The 18,473-nt window shown below is 41.6% G+C and carries 19 protein-coding genes; 12 read left to right on the top strand and 7 right to left on the bottom strand.

The window, feature by feature from the left end; all coding sequences use genetic code 11:
* Positions 1-48 precede the first annotated feature (48 nt).
* From ACM0OP_RS07755 to ACM0OP_RS07745, 3 genes are all read left to right on the top strand, one after another.
* On the top strand, positions 49-669 hold the full coding sequence (locus tag ACM0OP_RS07755; RefSeq protein WP_414527821.1) for a cytochrome c oxidase subunit 3: 621 nt from the start codon (positions 49-51) through the stop codon (positions 667-669).
* Between the two features lie 398 nt (positions 670-1,067).
* The gene (locus ACM0OP_RS07750) at positions 1,068-1,574 is read left to right on the top strand and encodes a DUF4168 domain-containing protein (protein WP_414527820.1); all 507 of its coding nucleotides are present in this window, start codon (positions 1,068-1,070) and stop codon (positions 1,572-1,574) included.
* Positions 1,575-1,793: 219 nt separating this feature from the next.
* Positions 1,794-5,417, top strand: a complete 3,624-nt coding sequence (locus tag ACM0OP_RS07745) for a tetratricopeptide repeat protein (protein ID WP_414527819.1) — start codon at positions 1,794-1,796, stop codon at positions 5,415-5,417.
* A 132-nt stretch (positions 5,418-5,549) separates the two neighbouring features.
* Here the strand turns inward: ACM0OP_RS07745 and ACM0OP_RS07740 are convergent, their stop codons facing one another.
* The 5 genes from ACM0OP_RS07740 to ACM0OP_RS07720 all read right to left on the bottom strand — a co-directional run bounded on the left by ACM0OP_RS07740 (position 5,550) and on the right by ACM0OP_RS07720 (position 8,185).
* Complete coding sequence (locus ACM0OP_RS07740; RefSeq protein ID WP_414527818.1) at positions 5,550-5,777, bottom strand: type II toxin-antitoxin system HicA family toxin; 228 nt, start codon at positions 5,775-5,777, stop codon at positions 5,550-5,552.
* Positions 5,774-5,977: a type II toxin-antitoxin system HicB family antitoxin gene (locus tag ACM0OP_RS07735; protein WP_414527817.1), complete on the bottom strand. Its 204-nt coding sequence runs from the start codon at positions 5,975-5,977 to the stop codon at positions 5,774-5,776. Before ACM0OP_RS07735 ends, ACM0OP_RS07740 begins: the two co-directional genes overlap by 4 nt.
* A 159-nt stretch (positions 5,978-6,136) precedes the next feature.
* Positions 6,137-7,207, bottom strand: coding sequence for a WD40 repeat domain-containing protein (locus tag ACM0OP_RS07730; protein WP_414527816.1), 1,071 nt, complete (start codon positions 7,205-7,207; stop codon positions 6,137-6,139).
* 55 nt (positions 7,208-7,262) lie between these two features.
* Positions 7,263-7,556 (bottom strand): hypothetical protein, encoded by a 294-nt coding sequence (locus tag ACM0OP_RS07725; protein WP_414527851.1) that lies wholly within the window; start codon positions 7,554-7,556, stop codon positions 7,263-7,265.
* A 458-nt stretch (positions 7,557-8,014) separates the two neighbouring features.
* Complete coding sequence (locus ACM0OP_RS07720; RefSeq protein ID WP_414527815.1) at positions 8,015-8,185, bottom strand: hypothetical protein; 171 nt, start codon at positions 8,183-8,185, stop codon at positions 8,015-8,017.
* A gap of 275 nt (positions 8,186-8,460) precedes the next feature.
* Here ACM0OP_RS07720 and ald point away from each other — a divergent pair, with 275 nt between their 5' ends.
* On the top strand, positions 8,461-9,552 hold the full coding sequence (gene ald, locus ACM0OP_RS07715; RefSeq protein WP_414527814.1) for an alanine dehydrogenase: 1,092 nt from the start codon (positions 8,461-8,463) through the stop codon (positions 9,550-9,552).
* Positions 9,553-9,917: 365 nt separating this feature from the next.
* Here ald and ACM0OP_RS07710 read toward each other — a convergent pair whose 3' ends face one another.
* Positions 9,918-10,187, bottom strand: coding sequence for a hypothetical protein (locus ACM0OP_RS07710; RefSeq protein WP_414527813.1), 270 nt, complete (start codon positions 10,185-10,187; stop codon positions 9,918-9,920).
* Between the two features lie 258 nt (positions 10,188-10,445).
* On the opposite strand from ACM0OP_RS07710, the gene ACM0OP_RS07705 reads away from it, so the two are divergent.
* From ACM0OP_RS07705 to ACM0OP_RS07685, 5 genes are all read left to right on the top strand, one after another.
* A complete protein-coding gene (locus tag ACM0OP_RS07705) occupies positions 10,446-11,891 on the top strand; it encodes a cytochrome ubiquinol oxidase subunit I (RefSeq protein ID WP_414527812.1) in 1,446 nt (481 codons plus the stop codon).
* A gap of 131 nt (positions 11,892-12,022) precedes the next feature.
* The gene (gene cydB / locus ACM0OP_RS07700) at positions 12,023-13,036 is read left to right on the top strand and encodes a cytochrome d ubiquinol oxidase subunit II (RefSeq protein WP_414527811.1); all 1,014 of its coding nucleotides are present in this window, start codon (positions 12,023-12,025) and stop codon (positions 13,034-13,036) included.
* 157 nt (positions 13,037-13,193) lie between these two features.
* On the top strand, positions 13,194-14,213 hold the full coding sequence (locus tag ACM0OP_RS07695; protein WP_414527810.1) for an ABC transporter ATP-binding protein: 1,020 nt from the start codon (positions 13,194-13,196) through the stop codon (positions 14,211-14,213).
* 63 nt (positions 14,214-14,276) lie between these two features.
* Positions 14,277-15,164, top strand: coding sequence for an ABC transporter permease (locus ACM0OP_RS07690; RefSeq protein ID WP_414527809.1), 888 nt, complete (start codon positions 14,277-14,279; stop codon positions 15,162-15,164).
* 44 nt (positions 15,165-15,208) lie between these two features.
* A complete protein-coding gene (locus ACM0OP_RS07685; protein WP_414527808.1) occupies positions 15,209-15,553 on the top strand; it encodes a hypothetical protein in 345 nt (114 codons plus the stop codon).
* Between the two features lie 69 nt (positions 15,554-15,622).
* On the opposite strand, the gene ACM0OP_RS07680 is transcribed toward ACM0OP_RS07685, so the two are convergent.
* Positions 15,623-16,060, bottom strand: coding sequence for a peroxiredoxin (locus ACM0OP_RS07680; protein ID WP_414527807.1), 438 nt, complete (start codon positions 16,058-16,060; stop codon positions 15,623-15,625).
* A 175-nt stretch (positions 16,061-16,235) separates the two neighbouring features.
* Between ACM0OP_RS07680 and ACM0OP_RS07675 the strand changes: the two genes are divergently transcribed.
* The 3 genes from ACM0OP_RS07675 to ACM0OP_RS07665 are packed head-to-tail and all read left to right on the top strand — an operon-like array spanning position 16,236 to position 18,408.
* Complete coding sequence (locus tag ACM0OP_RS07675; protein WP_414527806.1) at positions 16,236-16,640, top strand: Npun_F0494 family protein; 405 nt, start codon at positions 16,236-16,238, stop codon at positions 16,638-16,640.
* A 37-nt stretch (positions 16,641-16,677) separates the two neighbouring features.
* On the top strand, positions 16,678-18,153 hold the full coding sequence (gene cobQ, locus ACM0OP_RS07670; protein ID WP_414527805.1) for a cobyric acid synthase CobQ: 1,476 nt from the start codon (positions 16,678-16,680) through the stop codon (positions 18,151-18,153).
* Between the two features lie 15 nt (positions 18,154-18,168).
* On the top strand, positions 18,169-18,408 hold the full coding sequence (locus ACM0OP_RS07665) for a 2Fe-2S iron-sulfur cluster-binding protein (protein ID WP_414527804.1): 240 nt from the start codon (positions 18,169-18,171) through the stop codon (positions 18,406-18,408).
* Positions 18,409-18,473: the final 65 nt, after the last annotated feature.

Here is an 18,473-nt window from a genome sequence, read left to right as displayed (position 1 = left end):
CCCTACTCCCCACTCCCCAAACCCCAAACTTTACATTTTTAAAGATTCATGCAAAGTCAAATAATTGACCCAGCGAAAACTGAACTGAATCATCATGCTGCAACAGCAGATGGTCATCACGAAGAACATCCAGACTTGCGTATGTTTGGGTTGGTGGTATTTCTGATTGCTGAAGGAATGATTTTTTTGGGGATGTTCGGAGCTTACTTAGCTTTCCGCTCTACCCTACCTGTCTGGCCTCCAGAAGGTACACCAGAATTAGAACTATTGCTACCCGGAGTTAATACTATCAATCTGATTTCTAGTAGTTTTGTCATGCATAATGCTGATACTGCTATCAAAAAGAATGATACCAAGGGTATGCAGATTTGGTTGACAATTACAGCCTTAATGGGTGCTACTTTCTTAGTGGGTCAGGTTTATGAATATGCTCACCTGGAATTTGGTCTAACTACCAATTTGTTTGCTAGTGCATTTTATGTGTTAACTGGCTTCCACGGACTTCATGTTACTATCGGAGTCTTAGCTATTGTGGCCGTGTTGTGGCGATCGCGCGTTCCCGGTCATTATAGTAATGAAAAGCATTTTGGTATTGAAGCTGCCGAACTCTATTGGCACTTTGTTGACGTAATTTGGATTATTTTGTTTGGATTACTCTACTTACTGTGAATATTAATTCTGAGTTATTCCTGTAGAGTTAATAACTAAATCAGCCTCCGGATGGGGGCTTTTTTTTAGGAAAATTTTTGGTCATATAGCTGGGGAGTAGGGAGTGGGGAGTAGGGAGTAGTGTAAAAGCCAGAAGTGTCTAACTTTTATTATCCGTTTATGTTCTAACCTCCTTGGCGGTTGCTATATTACATATTCCTCTAGAAAGACCTTTCCTAGTCATGTTGCACAAATCGATCAAGTTGTATTAAGCTAGGCCGGAAATGATGTTGATGATGTATTTGCAGATATTAATAGATCATTAATACCTTGTATTTGGTATGACATCAATTCCTCAAGGCATCTGGAAATAGTAATTCCAGAATTTTCATTGCGTAATTTCTCCGGAGGAAGTCTCTATGTTAAAGCAATTTTTGAAAGGTAGCTCTGTATTAGTTTTATTACTTGCAGCTAATCCTTCTGCTCTAGCACAAGCTCCAGAAGCAAGACCACAAACCCCCCCAGCACAATTGCCAGCATCACCAGAACAAACTACTGTCAGTCCTGAAGAACTACAACAGTTTGCCAGCGTTCTGCCAACTTTACAACAAATTGGTCAAACAGCTCAACAAAGGTCTATACAAGTTATTGAGCAATCAGGTTTGACTGTAGAGCGATTCCAAGAACTTTCCCAAGCACAGGAACCTGGGGCGACATCTTCTTCTCCAGCTACTCCAGAGGAAGAACAGTCTTTTAACCAAGTAGTCCCCCAGATCCAGTCTATCGAAGAGGAAACTGTTTCAGAACAGCAAGAAGTTTTACAGTCTGGGGGATTAGAACCCGACCGCTTTAATCAGATATTAATGGCGGTTCAGCAAGATCCGGCTTTGCAACAACAGTTACAGCAGATGATGCGAAACAATTAGTTTAGATAAACAGGTGGGTATAGTCCAAGGGGCATGGCTGCGCTAAAGCAATAGCTGTACCCACCAAAATCTTGAAATATCTGTTGCATTAATAACTCCAAATTTGTATTTCGTTTATATACCAAGATTTTTCCGTATTTTACCCAAATTTTCCGAAATTAAAGAATATCATAGTGAAGGTAACTATAGTTACTACTTAAATAACTGCGGCTTCTAGCTATGCCTCTTACCTTCACTTTTGCTCTCAGCCAAAACCAAACCTTTGAGCTGCGCTGTGATTACGGTACGCGCCGTCTCGATACTAATCAGTTAGATAGTCTGATTAATCTGTGTGAAGAAAAATACTATTCTCAACAAAAAGATGACACTGCACAGTTACGAGATATCGGCTGTCAGTTGTATTCGTGGTTGGATGGGAAGGAAGGATGGTTACGCCAAGCTTTAAATGCAGAAAATCACAGCACAATATATTTAGATTTAATTCAAACCAGTGAAGCTCAAGGTTTAAACCCCCAAACTCAAAACGTAGCGTTGGGTTTAGCTCATTTGCCTTGGGAATTATTACACAACGGCACAGTATTTTTACATAAACTTTTACCAGTCAGGGCAGTCAAGCAACAAAATAACCCAGTTATTCCCCAGCAAAATCGCCCGTTGCGGCTGTTGTTTATGGCGACTTCGCCAGAACACCCAGGAATCGCACCTCTACAATTTGAGCAGGAAGAGGCGAATATTCTCAAAGCTACACAAGAGCAACCTTTGGCGTTGATTGTGGAGGAAAGCGGCTCGGTGGCTGAGTTGGCGAATTTAGTTCAGTCATATTCCGCAGATTATTTTGATGTATTCCATTTGACTGGGCATGGTGTTATTTATACAGTTAGGCAGTTTGGGAGCTATCTGCCTCCAGGTGTAAAAATTCAGGATTATACTCCCTGCTTCATTACCGAGGATGAGGTGGGAGGTGTACAATTTACTACCGTTGATGATTTAGCTAAAGCCTTTCGGGGACGCTTTCCCCGTGTGGTGTTTCTCTCAGGCTGTCACACTGGGCAACTTGCTAATAATGGTACTGTTCCCTCAATGGCGCAGGCTTTGGTGAAAGCGGGTGTAGGTGTGGTTTTGGGCTGGGCGCGTCCGGTGTTTGACAGGACAGGTATTATTGCTGCACAAGCGCTGTATCAAGCTTTGGCAACTGGGGCGACGGTGGAAGATGCGGTAAAAACGGCACAGCAGGAAATGATTACGCAGGAATGTTCCGACTGGCATTTATTGCGGATTTATCGGGATACTCGCCAGATTCAGGAGTTAGTTACACCACTACTTACCAGAAAGCGCGAAAAGCTGAAATTTACACCACCTGAAAGCGAATTTCTCGATGAAAACAATATTGTCAAAGTTGCCAGTCGGGGGGAATTTGTCGGACGCAGAAAAGCTTTGCAGCGTGGGATGTTGGCTTTGCGGGTAACTAGCGACAATATCGGCGTGTTTCTGGCGGGAATGGGGGGTTTGGGTAAAAGTTCTCTAGCGGCGCGGTTATGTACACGGGTGCAGTCGCAACGCCCCAATTTTCAGCGCGTGGTGTTGATTGGGCCTGTGAGTGAGGTGGGTTTAATTAACAAACTAGCGAGTAAGTATGAACGGTTTGCAGGTGTGCCGGCTTTGTTAAATCAGCCGGGAATTTCTTTTAAAGGGCGATTGCAAAACTTTTTTGAGGCTATAGAAGAGACACATGATCAGCCTTTATTGTTGGTTTTGGATGACTTTGAGCAGAATATCCCCCAAGGGAATATAGCAGATGGTAGTCTGCGGATGACTGCGGAAGCTTACGAGGTTTTAGCAGCTTTGTGTGCAGCTTTGGCTGAGAATCAAGCAGAAAGTCGGTTAATTGTTACCTGTCGATATCTCAAGGAAGATACTCTTCCACCCCATCGCTTACATTTGGAAAGTTTGCAGGGGATGGGTGAGGCGGATATTAATAAAATATATTGGCAATTGGATCAGGATGTGAGGTTGCAAGTGAAAAAGCAGCGCCTCCTGAGAGTTGCTGATGGAAATCCGCGCTTGTTGAAGTGGCTGGTGGAAATTGTGCAGTTACCAGATTTGGCTACAGAGGAGTTACTGAAAAAGTTGGAGGGTGTGCAACTCAAGTTTCGGGAAGATATTTTGGCGGAAGTTTTGTTAAATGCTTTGGAGGATGAGGAAAAAAAGTTTCTGGCTAGGTTGAGTGTGTTTCGTCTCCCGGTGACGGAGGAAATAATTAAGAACCTCTCCCCAACCCCTCTCCTACGAGGAGAGGGGCTTAAAACTCAAACTTCCACTTCTCTGGTAGGGGTTAGGGGGTTAGGTTTCCTACCTAAATTAATTAGTCTCAGTTTAGTGGAGTCAGCGACAACTTTCGCCCAGCAAATTGCTGAATATCGGGTAACGACGATTTTAGAACCGTTGTTGCAACCGATATTAACTGAGGAGGAATGGCAAACTACGCGCCAAGCTGCTACACGTAGAATTTATCAAACTTGGTGGGAGGAAACGGATAAGCATTGCACAGAAGTACAAGCACTTGAAATAATTCGTTTAGGAGTGTTGGTAAAAGAACAGGAAATCACGGTTTCCGTCTGCTCTGGTATTTGTAACTATTGGCTTAATGTTTCTCGTTTTTTGGAAACTCTGGCGTTATGTCATCAAATACTTAATTTTTTTCAAGATTACCGATTATTAGTAAGAATCGCTCGTGCTGAAAAAGTTTTAGGTTTAGTAGAAGATGCTATTGACCACTATCAATCAGCCTTAACCGCTTGTCCTGATAGTGAACAAACAGAAAAAGCTTGGCTCCTCATAAGCATTGCAGAATTAATTGTTGAACGAGGTGAAATGCAGCAAGCGCTACTATTATTGCAACAATCCTTAGATATTTGTGAGCATCTGGGCAATCTTAGCGGCAAAGCTGCCTCTCTTCACTACATCGCAGGTATTTTTGCTTCACAGGGTCATATCGAACCAGCGCTACAAATGTGGCAAGAATCTTTAGAAATAAAGGAGAGTATTGGAGATATCCAAGGCAAAGCAGCAACATTATCCAACATGGCAGGTGTATTTGCTCAAAAGGGTGATATTGAACAAGCGCTACAAATGTGGCAGCAAGACTTAGAAATTTCAAGACTCATTCACGATGTCCAAGGACAAACTGCTACACTCAACAACATGGCATACATTTTGTCCCAAAAAGGGGATACTGAAAGCGCTCTCCAATTATGGGAACAATCCCTAGAACTTGATGAGTTCATTGGTAATATTCAAGGCAAAGCTACAACCTTAGCAAATATGGCTGTTATTGCTAGTAAAGCCGGAGACAAAGTAAAGGGGATAGAACTAAATTTACAAGCTCTGCGGTTATTGGTAAATATTCGTGCTTATAGGGATTTAATTAAGGTTCTGTGGAATTTGGGCGCGACTATTGACAATAATTGTTTGGCTTACCTAAGTCAAGCACTCTGGCTCACATTTAAAATTAACCACCCATTAGTAGATAGCATTGATTTAATCGATTACTTTTATCAATCTCTACCTTCAGGGAATGAACTACAAGCATTGCTAGCAATAAACATTGTATTTTTGTGCAAACGTCAAGAAAAAGATCATCCTGATTTATCAGTATTTCAGAATGTGGCTGACAGGGTGATATATATGTTGGCGCTTAGTAAAGGAATAGAAACACCAACAGATATGGCAGCTTGGTTTACTCAACAAGGACTCAGCAATCCTGAATATTTTATCCCACGACTTATGCAAAGCTTAGAGGAATTAATTGACGATAAATGGTTATTTGACCATTCGGAATTGTAGATTTTGCGTAAGACACAAAAGCAAAGAATCCATCAACAATGTCAAAGACAAAAGAGCCATGCTGACTTGTGCCACAACGGTTAGAGGCGATTGTTGGCGATGAGTGGCTATTTGAGCGATTTTAACTACGCACTATAGAAGATCAAGAAATCGCTCAACATCTGTGCGCGCTTGTTTCAAAATATGGGCAAGAGTAGCGCGTTTAACAGGTTTATGAGCCGGAATTGTCAATTTAAGAACTTCATCAGATAGTTGTTTTTCTAGTCGAATATGGCTACCGCGTTGACGAACTACAATCCATCCATCTCGTTCTAAAGCAGCTATGATTTTTGTGTAGGGAAGGCTGGGAACTTTACTCATAGAACTAATTCTCGAACAATGAGACCTTCCGTCAAGGAAAACTCATGTTCTACAGGTTCAAGATATAGCTCTATTGCTTCTTTAATATTTGCTAATGCTTCGTCAATATCTTCTCCCTCACTGATACAACCAGGTAAGGAAGGAACATAAACGGTGTAACCGCCTTCATCGCTAGGCTCTAGAATGACTCTTAGCTTCATATTTTTAAAGCAGTTAAGACAATGAAGGTCATCATTAATTGTAGCAAAATTGGGCTGCTTATTGACCCGATTTCTAATTAACTATCAATAGTCTTGGTGGGTTAGGCTGTCACTTTAGCGCAGCCATACCCCTTGGGCTATACCCACCCTACAAAATAGCTAATTGCTGCTTGGTGGAGTTCCCCAAATATTAACTCTGCCATCAAAACTACCACTGGCGAGGGTTTGACCATCAGGACTGTAGGCGATCGCACTCACCCAGTCTGAGTGTCCTATCAGTGTATTTACTAATTCTCCAGTATTTATATTCCACAACTTTATACCATCTCTGCCAGCACTGGCTAAAGTTTGTCCATCGGGGTTGATAGCGATCGCATTCACCCAGTTATTATGACCTGTGAGAGTCCGCACTGGCTGGCTAGAATTGAGATTCCAAACTTTAATCGTGCGATCGCGGCTAGCCGTGACAAAATTAGCACCATCTGGGGTAAAAGCTAAAGTAGTAACTATTTGGGAATGTCCCATAAATTCACGGATTAATTCACCCGTACTCAAGTTCCACACCTTAATCAGACCCTTGCTATCACCACTCACTAAAGTCTGACCATCTGGGCTGATTGCTAGTGTATATATAGAATTATCAAAGCTTGCTAAAGTCGCCAGTGGACGCTGCTGTAACAAATCCCACATCCGAATCCCGTCTAAAGCACCACTCACCAAAACTCGACTATCAGGAGATACAGCTAAAGACGTGACATGAGTGCTGTGTCCCACAAAAGAGCGGCTAAAGCGGTTATTTCGCAGATTCCAAAGATTAATCGTATTGTCGCTGCTACAGCTAATTAAAGTTTGACCATCTGGAGAAATCACCAAAGACTTCACCCCAGATTTGTGCGCCTTATTAATCCGCGCCACTCTCTCACCAGTTTCGCTGTTCCACAATTCGATAATACCGTCATTGTTACCGCCACCACTGGCCAGAATTTGGCTATTGGGACTAAAAGCGAGAGACTTCACCTTTCCGCTATGTCCAGAGAAACTGTAAAGCAGTTGAGGATTAATAATCGCTGCTTTAAGTTGAGTATTTGGTGTAAATTCCACCACAGCATTAGCAGTACCCACCTCAAACCCTTTCCAGGCAGTTACTGGCAGAGCGATCGCCGCCATCAATGCCATAATAATGTATCGGTGCTGCACAAAACCAGCACCACTTTTTCCCTCGCTCCTCACACTTTTTCCTCACTTTCAAAATATTTACGCCAATCAAAATTAACTATTCATATCCTTAGCGGGATGATTTTTTCTTGGGAACAGTCAGAATTGGGAGAGTAGAATTAGATGACTGTGAAAGCAAGTAAGTTTGTGCTACAGGCTCATCTAATATAGGTCTTCGTTGCTGCATACGCCATAACTTAAAAGCTAGGCTAATTCCGGCTGTCCCCAGACCAACAGCAAACAGTGACCAACTATCATTCATTCCTCCAATCAGGGCATCTACTGCACCTACAGTCATCAACACACTGACTATTGGATCTCTTCTGTAGGCTGACTTTAAAAAACGGGGTAATACAGCATTCATCACAAGTTGGTTTATCCAGATTACCTTATGTGTTACTTTATCAAGAATACCTGCTATCCAAAAACTAGACAAAACTAAACTTTATTTTTTAGTTCATCGGCAGTATAGAAGTAATTATCCCTAAATTACCTGCCCGTGTTTAGCCCAGCAGGATGTTTGAAAAATCATCTCATTAAAATTCCCACCGATGGAATTATCCTCACTGCGAAACGCATCAACTCTTCACAATATAAACATTTAAACTTTTTACGACTATCCTGGTGTGGTTAGTGAAAAATTAAATTTAAATAATCCTTAATACGAGAATTTTTGCCCGCTTCAGCCTCAAAGACGGTAATTTATGTCAATAAGTTTCGTAATTAGGTATTAATTAGCTCAGAACCAGCTAGTTTTTGCAGCTGGTTCCAACACTTCTAATTACTAGCTTACAACTTTTAGCTCAATGCTAGTCAGTAGTGCTATTTCAAGCCGAGCCATGATAGCACGCCTTGATTAGTAAAGTATTCAATAGCCACCACCAATAAAAAGCCCACCATAGCGGCTCTTCCGTTTAAGCGTTCAGCATATTCATTGAAGCCAAATTTAGGATCTTCTAACTTGGGAGTAACTGTTGGTTGTGATTGTGTCATTTTCTAGAAACCTCTTTTCGGCAAACGGGAGTTAAAACATTCAACAAATGGGCGCGATAGTAGTGCTGTAACACACATATCGCTGATCAACAGAAAGCCCTACAAACAGTCTTTTAACAATTTGTAATTATTCTTTATATATTGTATAAACACTGTGGCATTAGTCAAGGTGAGGAATTGAGAAAGGTCAGTTACTAGTTAGTTATCCCGAATACGGAAGTGCAAGACTGATACTGGCAGGCTAAAGTGGAACAAAAAATCATTAGAGGCGGAACATGGAAATCGGCGTTCCTAAAGAGTTTAAAGATCAGGAGTTTCGAGTCGGGTTGAGTCCTTCTAGTGTGCGGGTACTGCGAGAAAATGGTCATAGTATCTTTGTTCAGTCTCAAGCTGGTAGTGGTGCGGGATTTACAGACGGGGACTATCAAGAAGCTGGGGCTGAAATTGTTTCCACACCAGAAGCAGCCTGGAATAGAGAGTTAGTTGTTAAAGTCAAAGAACCTTTAACACAAGAGTATAACTTTTTACAAAAAGGACAAATATTATTTACTTATCTACATTTAGCAGCTGATCGGAAATTAACCGAGCATTTAATTGATTGTGGCACTTGTGCGATCGCCTACGAAACCGTAGAACAACCCGGTGCTAACAAACTACCACTGCTCAGTCCCATGAGCATCATTGCAGGTAGACTAGCAGTACAATTTGGAGCCAGATTTCTAGAACGCCAGCAAGGTGGAAGAGGAGTTCTCTTAGGCGGTGTCCCCGGAGTCAAAGCCGGAAAAGTCGTAATTTTAGGTGGCGGCGTTGTCGGTACAGAAGCCGCTAAAATTGCCATAGGTATGGGTGCGGCGGTGCAAATCTTAGATGTGAGCGTTGAGCGCTTATCTTACTTAGAAACCCTATTTGGTTCGAGAGTCGAATTGCTTTACAGTAACTCTGCTCACATCGAAACGGCTATTAAACAAGCTGATTTAGTCATTGGTGCAGTTTTAATTCCAGGACGGAGAGCGCCTATATTAGTATCCCGTGAATTGGTCAAACAAATGCACCCCGGCTCAGTTATTGTAGATGTTGCAGTTGATCAAGGCGGTTGTGTAGAAACACTACACGTCACATCACACACAAATCCTGTATATGTTGAAGAAGGTGTCGTCCATTATGGTGTTCCTAATATGCCAGGTGCAGTACCTTGGACAGCAACACAAGCACTAAATAACAGTACATTACCTTATGTTGTGCAGTTAGCAAATCTAGGCATCAAAGCATTAGATATTAACCCAGCATTAGCTAAAGGCTTGAATGTCCAGAATCATCGCTTAGTACATCCGGCTGTGCAAGAGGTTTTCCCAGATTTAGTAAATTAATAATTTCGTGATTCCTTCAGACTGAAATCTGAAAACACATAAATAAAGCCTGCATAAGCAGGCTAAATATTTTCTAGTTAATTAACCATAATTTAGATAATTAATTTTAAGGTATAATTAGTTGTAATAAAAATATTTTTATCTTGATAGCTAGTTAGTAGCATCGACTAACAAAAATGAAATCTGTCTGTTCGCAAATACCAAAACAAATAGAACTACCTCTACAAGAGATATCACCCAACCACTCAACACCAGAATCTTTATACTTTTGATAACCCTGATATTGACAAATTATTCCCCTTCCCAATCTTCTATTCTTAACCCCTCAACTCGGCTAAATTCTCTAACATTATGAGTTACTAATATCAAAAATCATCCATTGCAAAATCAATATCAGCACAAGCACCATATAAATTTATTAAACCCCCAGAATGAAGTATATTTTTTTGTTTCAAAAACTCCCTGAGTTCAGCATCAGAAGCAAAATTTAGTAACTCCTTTAGTTCATCAAAATCAATTAACTGTTCTCTAAAAGCCTCTAACACAATATTATTTAGGATTTTTTCTGGTAAATTACCCCATTTTCTTTGGATTTTTTCTGTCAATTTATCTGGTAAATCAATTGTTACTTGCATAATTTGAAAATCTCCTAACTCTATAGTTATATTTTAGTCCTTAGAGGATGTTTTAAAAGTCTTATTATCGTATAATGGTTGTGATTTTCCTCTTCCTGTAAATATACGTAAAAATTTCGGTAATTTTTCCAAGGCTCAAGACAAAAATAAACTGCTTCTTCCATTTTGGCAACATTTCCAAAAAATCAATTATAAAGATTTTGCGTATCGACATTATCCTTTATCCTAAATAGTGTGGCTAACTAAGGGAGGAAATTCGTGGAATTTTTGTCCGATTCAGTGGTGCTATCACGGATGCAGTTTGCATTCACTGCACTATTTCACATGATATGGCCTGTCCTCACCACCGGGATGGGGATTTATCTGGTCATAGTTGAAGGCGTATGGCTAAAAACTCGTAATCCTGATTACTACCTTCATGCGCGTTTTTGGGCAAAGTTTTACGTCCTCAATTTTGGGATTGGTGTAGCAACAGGTATCCCAATGGAATTTCAATTTGGTACGAATTGGGGGCCTTTCTCGGAAGCTGTAGGTAACTTTTTTGGTAGCGTTATCGGTTTTGAAGCTTCTTGGGCATTTATGCTGGAAGCAGCATTTTTAGGTATTATGTTATTCGGCTGGGAACGTGTTAATCCCGCTATTCATTATCTCTCTACAATCTTGGTAGCTTTTGGCGCGAATTTATCAACTCTCTGGATTTTGACAGCCAATTCCTGGATGCAAACCCCCGCAGGTGGAGCAATGGTTGATGGTAAATTTATTGTCAGTGATTACTTTCAGGCAATTTTAAATCCCTTCATGGTTAATAGTGTGCTGCATATGTTTTTTGCCACACTGGAAACTTCTTTATTTATGATTGGTGGAATTAGTGCTTGGTATATTTTGAAGCAACGCCATCCAGCTTTTTTTACTCGGTCTTTAAAGATTGCTTTAGCAGCTGCGATCGCAGTCGCACCATTACAGATATATATTGGACACTTAAGCGGCGAACAAGTTTATCACTATCAACCCACCAAACTCGCAGCAATGGAAGCTCAATGGGAATCTTCCCCAGCTGGACAACCTGCTGATTGGAGTTTACTAGCTATACCCAACGAAAAAGCTCAAAAAAATAACTGGGAAATCACCATTCCCAATGCGTTGGGTTACATTCTGGAATTTAAGCAAAACCTTTCGGAACCGTTACGCGGTTTAAAAGAGTGGAAACCAGAAGATCGTCCTCACATGGTGGGTTTAATTTATTACGCCTTCCGCACCATGATCGCCATTGGCTTTTTCTTAGCTGGCTTAATGCTATTAAGCACTTTACAATGGTTGCGTGGTAAGCTCTCAGCCGAAAATATTACTCAGCAACGGTGGCTGATGCGAGCTTGGATACTAGCCGCACCACTAGGATATATAGCCATCGAATCAGGCTGGATTGTACGCTGTGTAGGTAGACAACCCTGGACACTTTACGGACAAATTCGTACAGTTGATTCTGCTTCTAATGTACCTGCTAGCAATGTTTTATTTTCACTCAGTAGCTTTGTCATAGTCTACAGTTTGTTATTTATTGCAGCTATATATTTCGGTAGTCGCATTATTCGTCAAGGGCCAAATCTTGATTTACCAATCCCTGGAGTAGAAATTACTAAACCAGCAATAGAAACTTCTCCTGGAGAGTTTATACCCGATGAGCGTCCTGTAGAAGCACAACAATAGGAAAATTCTCAACCTCACCCCAACCCTCTCCTTGGTAAGGAGAGGGAGCCGGAATATTTTTTTGTGAGTTCATCTGTGGTTTTAAATCTCTTCAATCTGTATTTTGGTAAAACATCGCAACAGGTATTTATATGGAGACGCTCCAATATTTTCTCCCTCAAGTATGGTTTGTAATTTTGGCTTTGTTCCTCTTGCTCTACGTGATGCTAGACGGATTTGATTTAGGAGTGGGGATATTATCTCTCACTTCTACTGATGAGGAACGCCGGGGAATTTTAATGACCAGTTTGAGTAACATTTGGGATGCAAATGAAACATGGCTTGTTCTCTTAGGAGGCGGGCTTTTTGGTGCATTTCCTTTAGCTTATGGCACGATTTTCACTGCGTTATATATTCCCCTACTCACAATGGTGTTTGGGTTTATTTTTCGGGGTGTAGCCTTTGAATTTAGGGAGTTATCGAACCGCAAAATTTTCTGGAATTTCGCTTTTGGGGCGGGAAGTTTTACCGCCGCACTCGGTCAAGGTTTTGCTTTGGGTGCAGTGCTGAAAGGAATTAATGTTGATGAAAGCGGACACTTTATTGGTACAACCTGGGACTGGTTAAGTATTCCCTCTGTTTTGGTGGCTTTAACTTTGATTCAAGGATATGTATTAATTGGTTCAACTTATCTTATCTGGAAAACTACGGGAGAATTACAAGCTACTCATTTTAAAACTGCCAAAATTGCGGCTTGGACAACTTTAATCGGTGCGGTTTTCATCACTGTTACCACCCCAATCATTTATGAAACTGCTAGAACCCGCTTATTTCAACAACCCCTGGTTTATATCTTTGCTATTATTCCTATATTAGGAGTGTTGCTAATTTGGCAACTTCTCAGAAGTCTTAACCGGGGAGAAGAAAGAGCGCCTTTTGTCTGGACAATTCTTTTATTTGTGCTGACTTTTCTAGGGTTAGGATTAATTGTTTTCCCGTATATTATTCCTAATCAAATCACCATTTATCAGGCTGCGGCTGATCCGAGTTCGCTGGTAATCATGATTATTTTTATCGGCTTTCTGATTCCGGTGATGTTGTTTTACAACCTTTATCAGTACATTGTCTTTAGAGGTAAGGTGACTGGTGAGCAGTATGGCGAGTGAATAAGCTTTGCGGAAAACTCCACCCCTAACCTCTCGCCGCAAGGGATGAAGGGAATAAAATCAAGGAAGGTAGCCAAGCGATCGCCTGAGTTCCACACTACTCAACTACAATAGAAATAGAATTGTTGAGATTTGTATAGTTAGAGTTTAAGCTGTCATGGCTCCTGCCGTTTTAATTGAAAAGCTACAAAAGAGCTACGGTAAAGTAGTCGCTGTCAAAGATGTCTCCTTTCGGGTAGAACAGGGAGAAATCTTTGGTTTACTCGGTCCCAATGGGGCTGGGAAAACTACGACTCTGCGTGCTTTATGTACTCTCACTACACCGGATGCTGGCAACATTGAGGTATCTGGTATCTCCGTTATCGATAACCCCAGAATCGCCCGACAAAAACTGGGCTATGTCGCTCAAGAAGTCGCATTAGATAAGGTGCTGACTGGGAAAGAACTACTACAACTGCAAGCAGCCCTTTATCATATTCCCCGTGCTGTAGCTAAACAGCGTATTGATATGATACTAGATTTGCTTGGTTTACAGGAATACGCTGATAAAAAATCCGGGACTTACTCAGGCGGTTTACGCAAGCGTTTAGACTTGGCGGCTGGTTTACTTCACGCCCCAGATGTTTTGGTGTTGGATGAGCCTACCGTGGGGCTTGACATAGATAGCCGTTTTGTGGTATGGGAGTTTCTGCGCCAGCTACGCGCCTCTGGCACAACGGTACTCATTACCAGCCATTATTTAGAAGAAATTGATGCCTTAGCTGATCGCGTGGCAATTATCGACCGTGGGGTGGTAATTGCGGCTGGTACACCTTCTCAATTAAAGGATCAAGTTGGAGGCGATCGCATCACTTTACGAATCCGCGAATTTTCCCCCATTGAAGAAGCCGAAAAAGCCAAACACCTCTTGCAAGATTTACCCTTTGTGCAAGAAGTAATTATCAATAACGCCCAAGGTAATTCCCTCAACTTAGTGGTGACACCCCAAAGTGATGCCCTAATTAACATCCAGCAATCCTTAAACACCGTCGGCTTGCCCACCTTTGGCATTGCCCAATCTCGCCCCAGCCTCGATGACGTTTACCTCGCCGCCACCGGACGCACCTTGCTAGATGCAGAACTCGCAGCAGTTAGCACCCGCGATCCCAAAGCAGAGAAAAAGCAAAACATGAGATAGTCATTAGTCATTGGGAAGTTACCGTCTTCTCCCCACTCCCCACTCCCTACTCCCTAAATTCCTATGAATGTTAGTCCTAAATCTGAAATGAATTGGCAGCAATTAGCATCACCAGAACTAGATGTAAATGCTGCACCCAGTTTTTTCGCTGACTTAGTACAAGAGACGCTGGCTTTAACTCGTCGCTTGTTTATTCAATTACAACGCCGTCCTTCTACCTTAGTTGCGGGAATTATTCAGCCTGTAATGTGGTTGGTGCTATTTGGGGCTTTATTCCAAAATGCTCCCAAAGGTTTGTTTGGAACTACTGGAAACTACGGTCAATTCCTTGCTGCTGGCGTAATTGTTTTTACAGCTTTCGCCGGGGCTTTAAATGCTGGTTTACCCGTGATGTTTGACCGGGAGTTTGGCTTTTTAAATCGTTTGCTGGTAGCACCTCTAGCATCGCGGTTTTCCATTGTCTTCGCTTCCGCCATCTTTATTATTAGCCAAAGTTTGTTACAAGCAGCCGTGATTGTGGCAGCAGCAGCCTTTTTAGGGGCAGGTTTACCGGATATAGCTGGGTTGGGTGCGATCGCCTTAATTGTCTTTTTACTGGCATTAGGTGTAACCGCCATTTCTCTTGGTTTGGCTTTTACTTTACCCGGTCACATTGAATTAATTGCGGTAATTTTTGTAACTAACCTGCCTCTATTGTTTGCAAGTACCGCCTTAGCTCCTTTATCCTTTATGCCTCAGTGGTTGCAAATTGTCGCTACCCTCAACCCTCTTAGCTTTGCCATTGAACCAATTCGCTATCTTTATCTGCACAGCGATTGGGGACTAGATAGTGTAGTGATGACAGCGCCTTGGGGTCATGTTACCTTTGGTGGAGCGCTGCTGGTGTTGTTTGGCTTTGCCGTCATTGCTTTATTGAGCATTCAACCCAGACTGCGGCGGACTCTGGCGTAAAATCAAAACTAGATTCGTTAAAGCAATTTCAGGGAAAAAACTCTATGAAAAAACCATTTTTATCATTTACCAAATTTTCACTACTAACCGTGGCTGGAATTGGCTTTGCTTCGGTGTTTATGGCTCAACCCAGTTTGGCTCAATTCAACAACTCTGTAGATCGTGGTACAAATCAGAATAGTGATCCCCTGGCTCTCCCTAACTCTGGTGAGTTAAATATGTTTGAAATGATTCATCGGGCAAATATGGGGACTCTCAACTGGAATGCTAATCAGCAAAAAGAACAACTAGACTCAGCCGCATCAGATTTTAGAGCTAGGCAACAAAAAGCATTTGAAGAACAGCAAAACTCAAACACAGATTCACCTAAAGAAACTGAGCAACGATAAATTTCATTTGAAAACCTCAACTCCGACTCTTATAAGTTTCGGGGTTGAGGTCAATTCAAAATCTAAAAATTACAGACCAAGTGCAGCTAAAATATCGCTGGCATGACTAGTGGTATTTACATTAGCGTCAACATGAATAATTTTGCCGCTAGGGTCAATTACGTAAGTCACACGCTTGGCATAACCACCGCCATCCACATCATACGCTTTGATTAAACTGTGGTTGGTGTCAGCCAACAGAGGAAAGTTGAGATTATATTTTTGAGTGAAAGCCTGATGAGCGCCTTCGTCATCAGCACTGACTCCCAGCACTACTACATCTTTACCTGAATATTGAGATTGGGCATCCCGAAAGCTACAAGCTTGTTTGGTGCAGCCTGGAGTATCATCTTTAGGATAAAAATACAAAACAACTGTCTTTCCCGCGAAATCAGATAAAGATACTGTGTTCCCGGTAGTATCTTTGACGGTAAATGCAGGTGCATCTGTACCAACTGCTAGAGGCATAATGAACCTTTCCTGTTTTAAATTGATAACTTTGAAATTTTACAATAATTTACATTATTTAAATGACTTAGTAGAGAAAGTATTACTTAGGACTGAGAAGTAGGGAGTAGGGAGTGGGGAGCAGGGGGGAAATTTTAACTTCCAATGACTAATGACCAATGACAAATGACTAAAAATGCCTACAGTTAATTCTCAAAATCCAAACACGTTTTTTTATACCCGTACCACAATAGAAAGGGCAAAGAGATCCCTGATTTGTTCTCCCTTCAATCTAGTTTTGTTTACAGCCATGCGGCAGCAAAGTGTACCATTAGGTGCGATCGCAATGGAAAATGGTGTTAAGCATGGTTACACCAAACGCCCTTTGTCAGAATTAGGTTGTGATAATGCTTTAGGTTGGCTGATTCAAGTCGGTATTTTGCGGCGAGAAGTGGATGGCCAAGGAATTACCGATGGTTTTCGCCTCACTCCTTTAGGTCATCAGCTAGTGGAACAATTCCAAGGTGAAAATTGGTCTAGTCCTTCCTGGAGCGATCGCCTATACAATGCTCTAATCTACTGGTTTAGACTACCTTATTAATTACGAATTACGAACTACAAATTACAAATTACGAATTATGAAAGCAATTATGGTAGTGGGAACAACATCCCACGCAGGGAAATCACTGATAACTACAGCTATTTGTCGCATTTTATCGCGGCGTGGTTGGCGAGTAGCTCCCTTTAAAGGTCAAAATATGGCTTTGAATGCTTATGTCACAGCTAATGGGGGAGAAATTGGTTATGCTCAAGCCGTTCAAGCCTGGGCTGCTGGTATTGTTCCTTCGGTAGAAATGAACCCGATTTTACTCAAACCCCAGGGCGATATGACATCTCAAGTCATTATCAAAGGTAGACCTGTAGGTAGAGTTAAAGCCTCAGATTATTACGAACAATACTTTGATATTGGTTGGCAAGCAATAGAAGAATCTATTAAACATTTATCTACAGAATTTGATTTACTCGTCTGTGAAGGCGCAGGGAGTCCGGCGGAGATTAACCTCAAACACCGCGACTTAACTAATATGCGGATCGCTAAATATTTGAATGCACCAACTATATTAGTAGTTGATATTGACCGTGGTGGTGCTTTTGCTCACGTAGTCGGTACTCTAGAGTTACTAGAGCCAGACGAACGCCAATTAATTAAAGGTATTGTAATTAACAAATTCCGGGGACAGCGATCGCTCTTAGAACCAGGAATAAAATGGTTAGAAGAACGGATCAAAATACCTGTTGTAGGTGTCATCCCTTATTTCCAAGAAGTATTTCCCGCAGAAGATTCCCTGGATTTGCTAGAACGAAGATCATATAAAACCAATACTGACCTGAATATTACCGTTATTCGCTTACCCAGAATCGCCAACTTTACCGATTTTGACCCCTTGGAATCTGAACCAACCGTGGCACTAAAATTCCTGAGTGTGAAGCAAGAATTAGGACATCCTGACGCAGTAATTATCCCAGGTTCTAAAACCACAATTACCGACTTGTTACTGATGCAAAAAACTGGTATGGCAGCAGCAATTAAAAACTATGCAGCCTCTGGTGGTACAGTATTGGGGATTTGTGGTGGCTATCAAATGTTAGGGCAAATCATCGCCGATCCCGAAGGAGTAGAAGGACAATCTGGGAGATTTCAGGGGTTAAATCTTTTACCCATTAAAACAGTAATTACAGGACAGAAAATTGCTCGCCAGCGCCAAGTTAGTTCCAACTATCCCCAAATGGGTTTACCAGTGAATGGCTTTGAAATCCACCAAGGGCGATCGCGCATAGAACAACCAGAAGATAAACCAACCTTTCACCCATTATTTGATGATGCTAACTTAGGATTAGTAGATAGCTGTCAATCTGTTTGGGGTACATATCTCCACGGACTATTTGATAATGGCCCTTGGCGACGTGCTTGGTTAAATCGCCTCCGTCAGCAAAGAGGTTTAAAATCCTTACCCACTGGTGTTTCTAACTATCGAGAACAGCGAGAACAGATTTTAGACTCCATCGCCACACAAATTGAAACCCATTTAAACCTAACGCCCTTCTTACCTTAAATAAACCATTATTCCATGACTATTAGCGTGCGCTTTTTGCCAGATGATATTACTGTTGATGCCAAAGTCGGAGAACCCCTGTTAGAAGTAGCAGAACGAGCTGGGGTATTTATTCCCACAGGTTGTCTCATGGGATCTTGTCACGCTTGCACAGTAGAACTGGGAAACGGAGATGTCATCCGCGCTTGTATTTCATCAATATTACCAGGGCGTACAGAAATGACAATTAATTTGTATAGTGACCCCACTTGGTAGTTTTTTCAACTAGGGTTTGCTGAATAAAGCCAAAAGCCAGAGAAATAAAGAGATTCAGGGTCAGA

The organism is Nodularia chucula CCY0103 (assembly GCF_963923915.1).
In the GTDB taxonomy this organism is placed as follows: domain Bacteria; phylum Cyanobacteriota; class Cyanobacteriia; order Cyanobacteriales; family Nostocaceae; genus Nodularia; species Nodularia chucula.
This window is presented reverse-complemented; position numbering and strand designations above follow the sequence as displayed.

Coding starts and splice junctions, on each gene's coding strand:
- ACM0OP_RS07695 (WP_414527810.1), top strand. CDS start 13,194: ATGGCTCCTGCCGTTTTAATTGAAAAGCTACAAAAGAGCTACGGTAAA.
- ACM0OP_RS07750 (WP_414527820.1), top strand. CDS start 1,068: ATGTTAAAGCAATTTTTGAAAGGTAGCTCTGTATTAGTTTTATTACTT.
- cobQ (WP_414527805.1), top strand. CDS start 16,678: ATGAAAGCAATTATGGTAGTGGGAACAACATCCCACGCAGGGAAATCA.
- ACM0OP_RS07755 (WP_414527821.1), top strand. CDS start 49: ATGCAAAGTCAAATAATTGACCCAGCGAAAACTGAACTGAATCATCAT.
- ACM0OP_RS07735 (WP_414527817.1), bottom strand. CDS start 5,977: ATGAAGCTAAGAGTCATTCTAGAGCCTAGCGATGAAGGCGGTTACACC.
- ACM0OP_RS07685 (WP_414527808.1), top strand. CDS start 15,209: ATGAAAAAACCATTTTTATCATTTACCAAATTTTCACTACTAACCGTG.
- ACM0OP_RS07675 (WP_414527806.1), top strand. CDS start 16,236: ATGCCTACAGTTAATTCTCAAAATCCAAACACGTTTTTTTATACCCGT.
- ald (WP_414527814.1), top strand. CDS start 8,461: ATGGAAATCGGCGTTCCTAAAGAGTTTAAAGATCAGGAGTTTCGAGTC.
- ACM0OP_RS07665 (WP_414527804.1), top strand. CDS start 18,169: ATGACTATTAGCGTGCGCTTTTTGCCAGATGATATTACTGTTGATGCC.
- ACM0OP_RS07740 (WP_414527818.1), bottom strand. CDS start 5,777: ATGAGTAAAGTTCCCAGCCTTCCCTACACAAAAATCATAGCTGCTTTA.
- cydB (WP_414527811.1), top strand. CDS start 12,023: ATGGAGACGCTCCAATATTTTCTCCCTCAAGTATGGTTTGTAATTTTG.
- ACM0OP_RS07710 (WP_414527813.1), bottom strand. CDS start 10,187: ATGCAAGTAACAATTGATTTACCAGATAAATTGACAGAAAAAATCCAA.
- ACM0OP_RS07690 (WP_414527809.1), top strand. CDS start 14,277: ATGAATGTTAGTCCTAAATCTGAAATGAATTGGCAGCAATTAGCATCA.
- ACM0OP_RS07725 (WP_414527851.1), bottom strand. CDS start 7,556: ATGAATGCTGTATTACCCCGTTTTTTAAAGTCAGCCTACAGAAGAGAT.
- ACM0OP_RS07745 (WP_414527819.1), top strand. CDS start 1,794: ATGCCTCTTACCTTCACTTTTGCTCTCAGCCAAAACCAAACCTTTGAG.
- ACM0OP_RS07680 (WP_414527807.1), bottom strand. CDS start 16,060: ATGCCTCTAGCAGTTGGTACAGATGCACCTGCATTTACCGTCAAAGAT.
- ACM0OP_RS07720 (WP_414527815.1), bottom strand. CDS start 8,185: ATGACACAATCACAACCAACAGTTACTCCCAAGTTAGAAGATCCTAAA.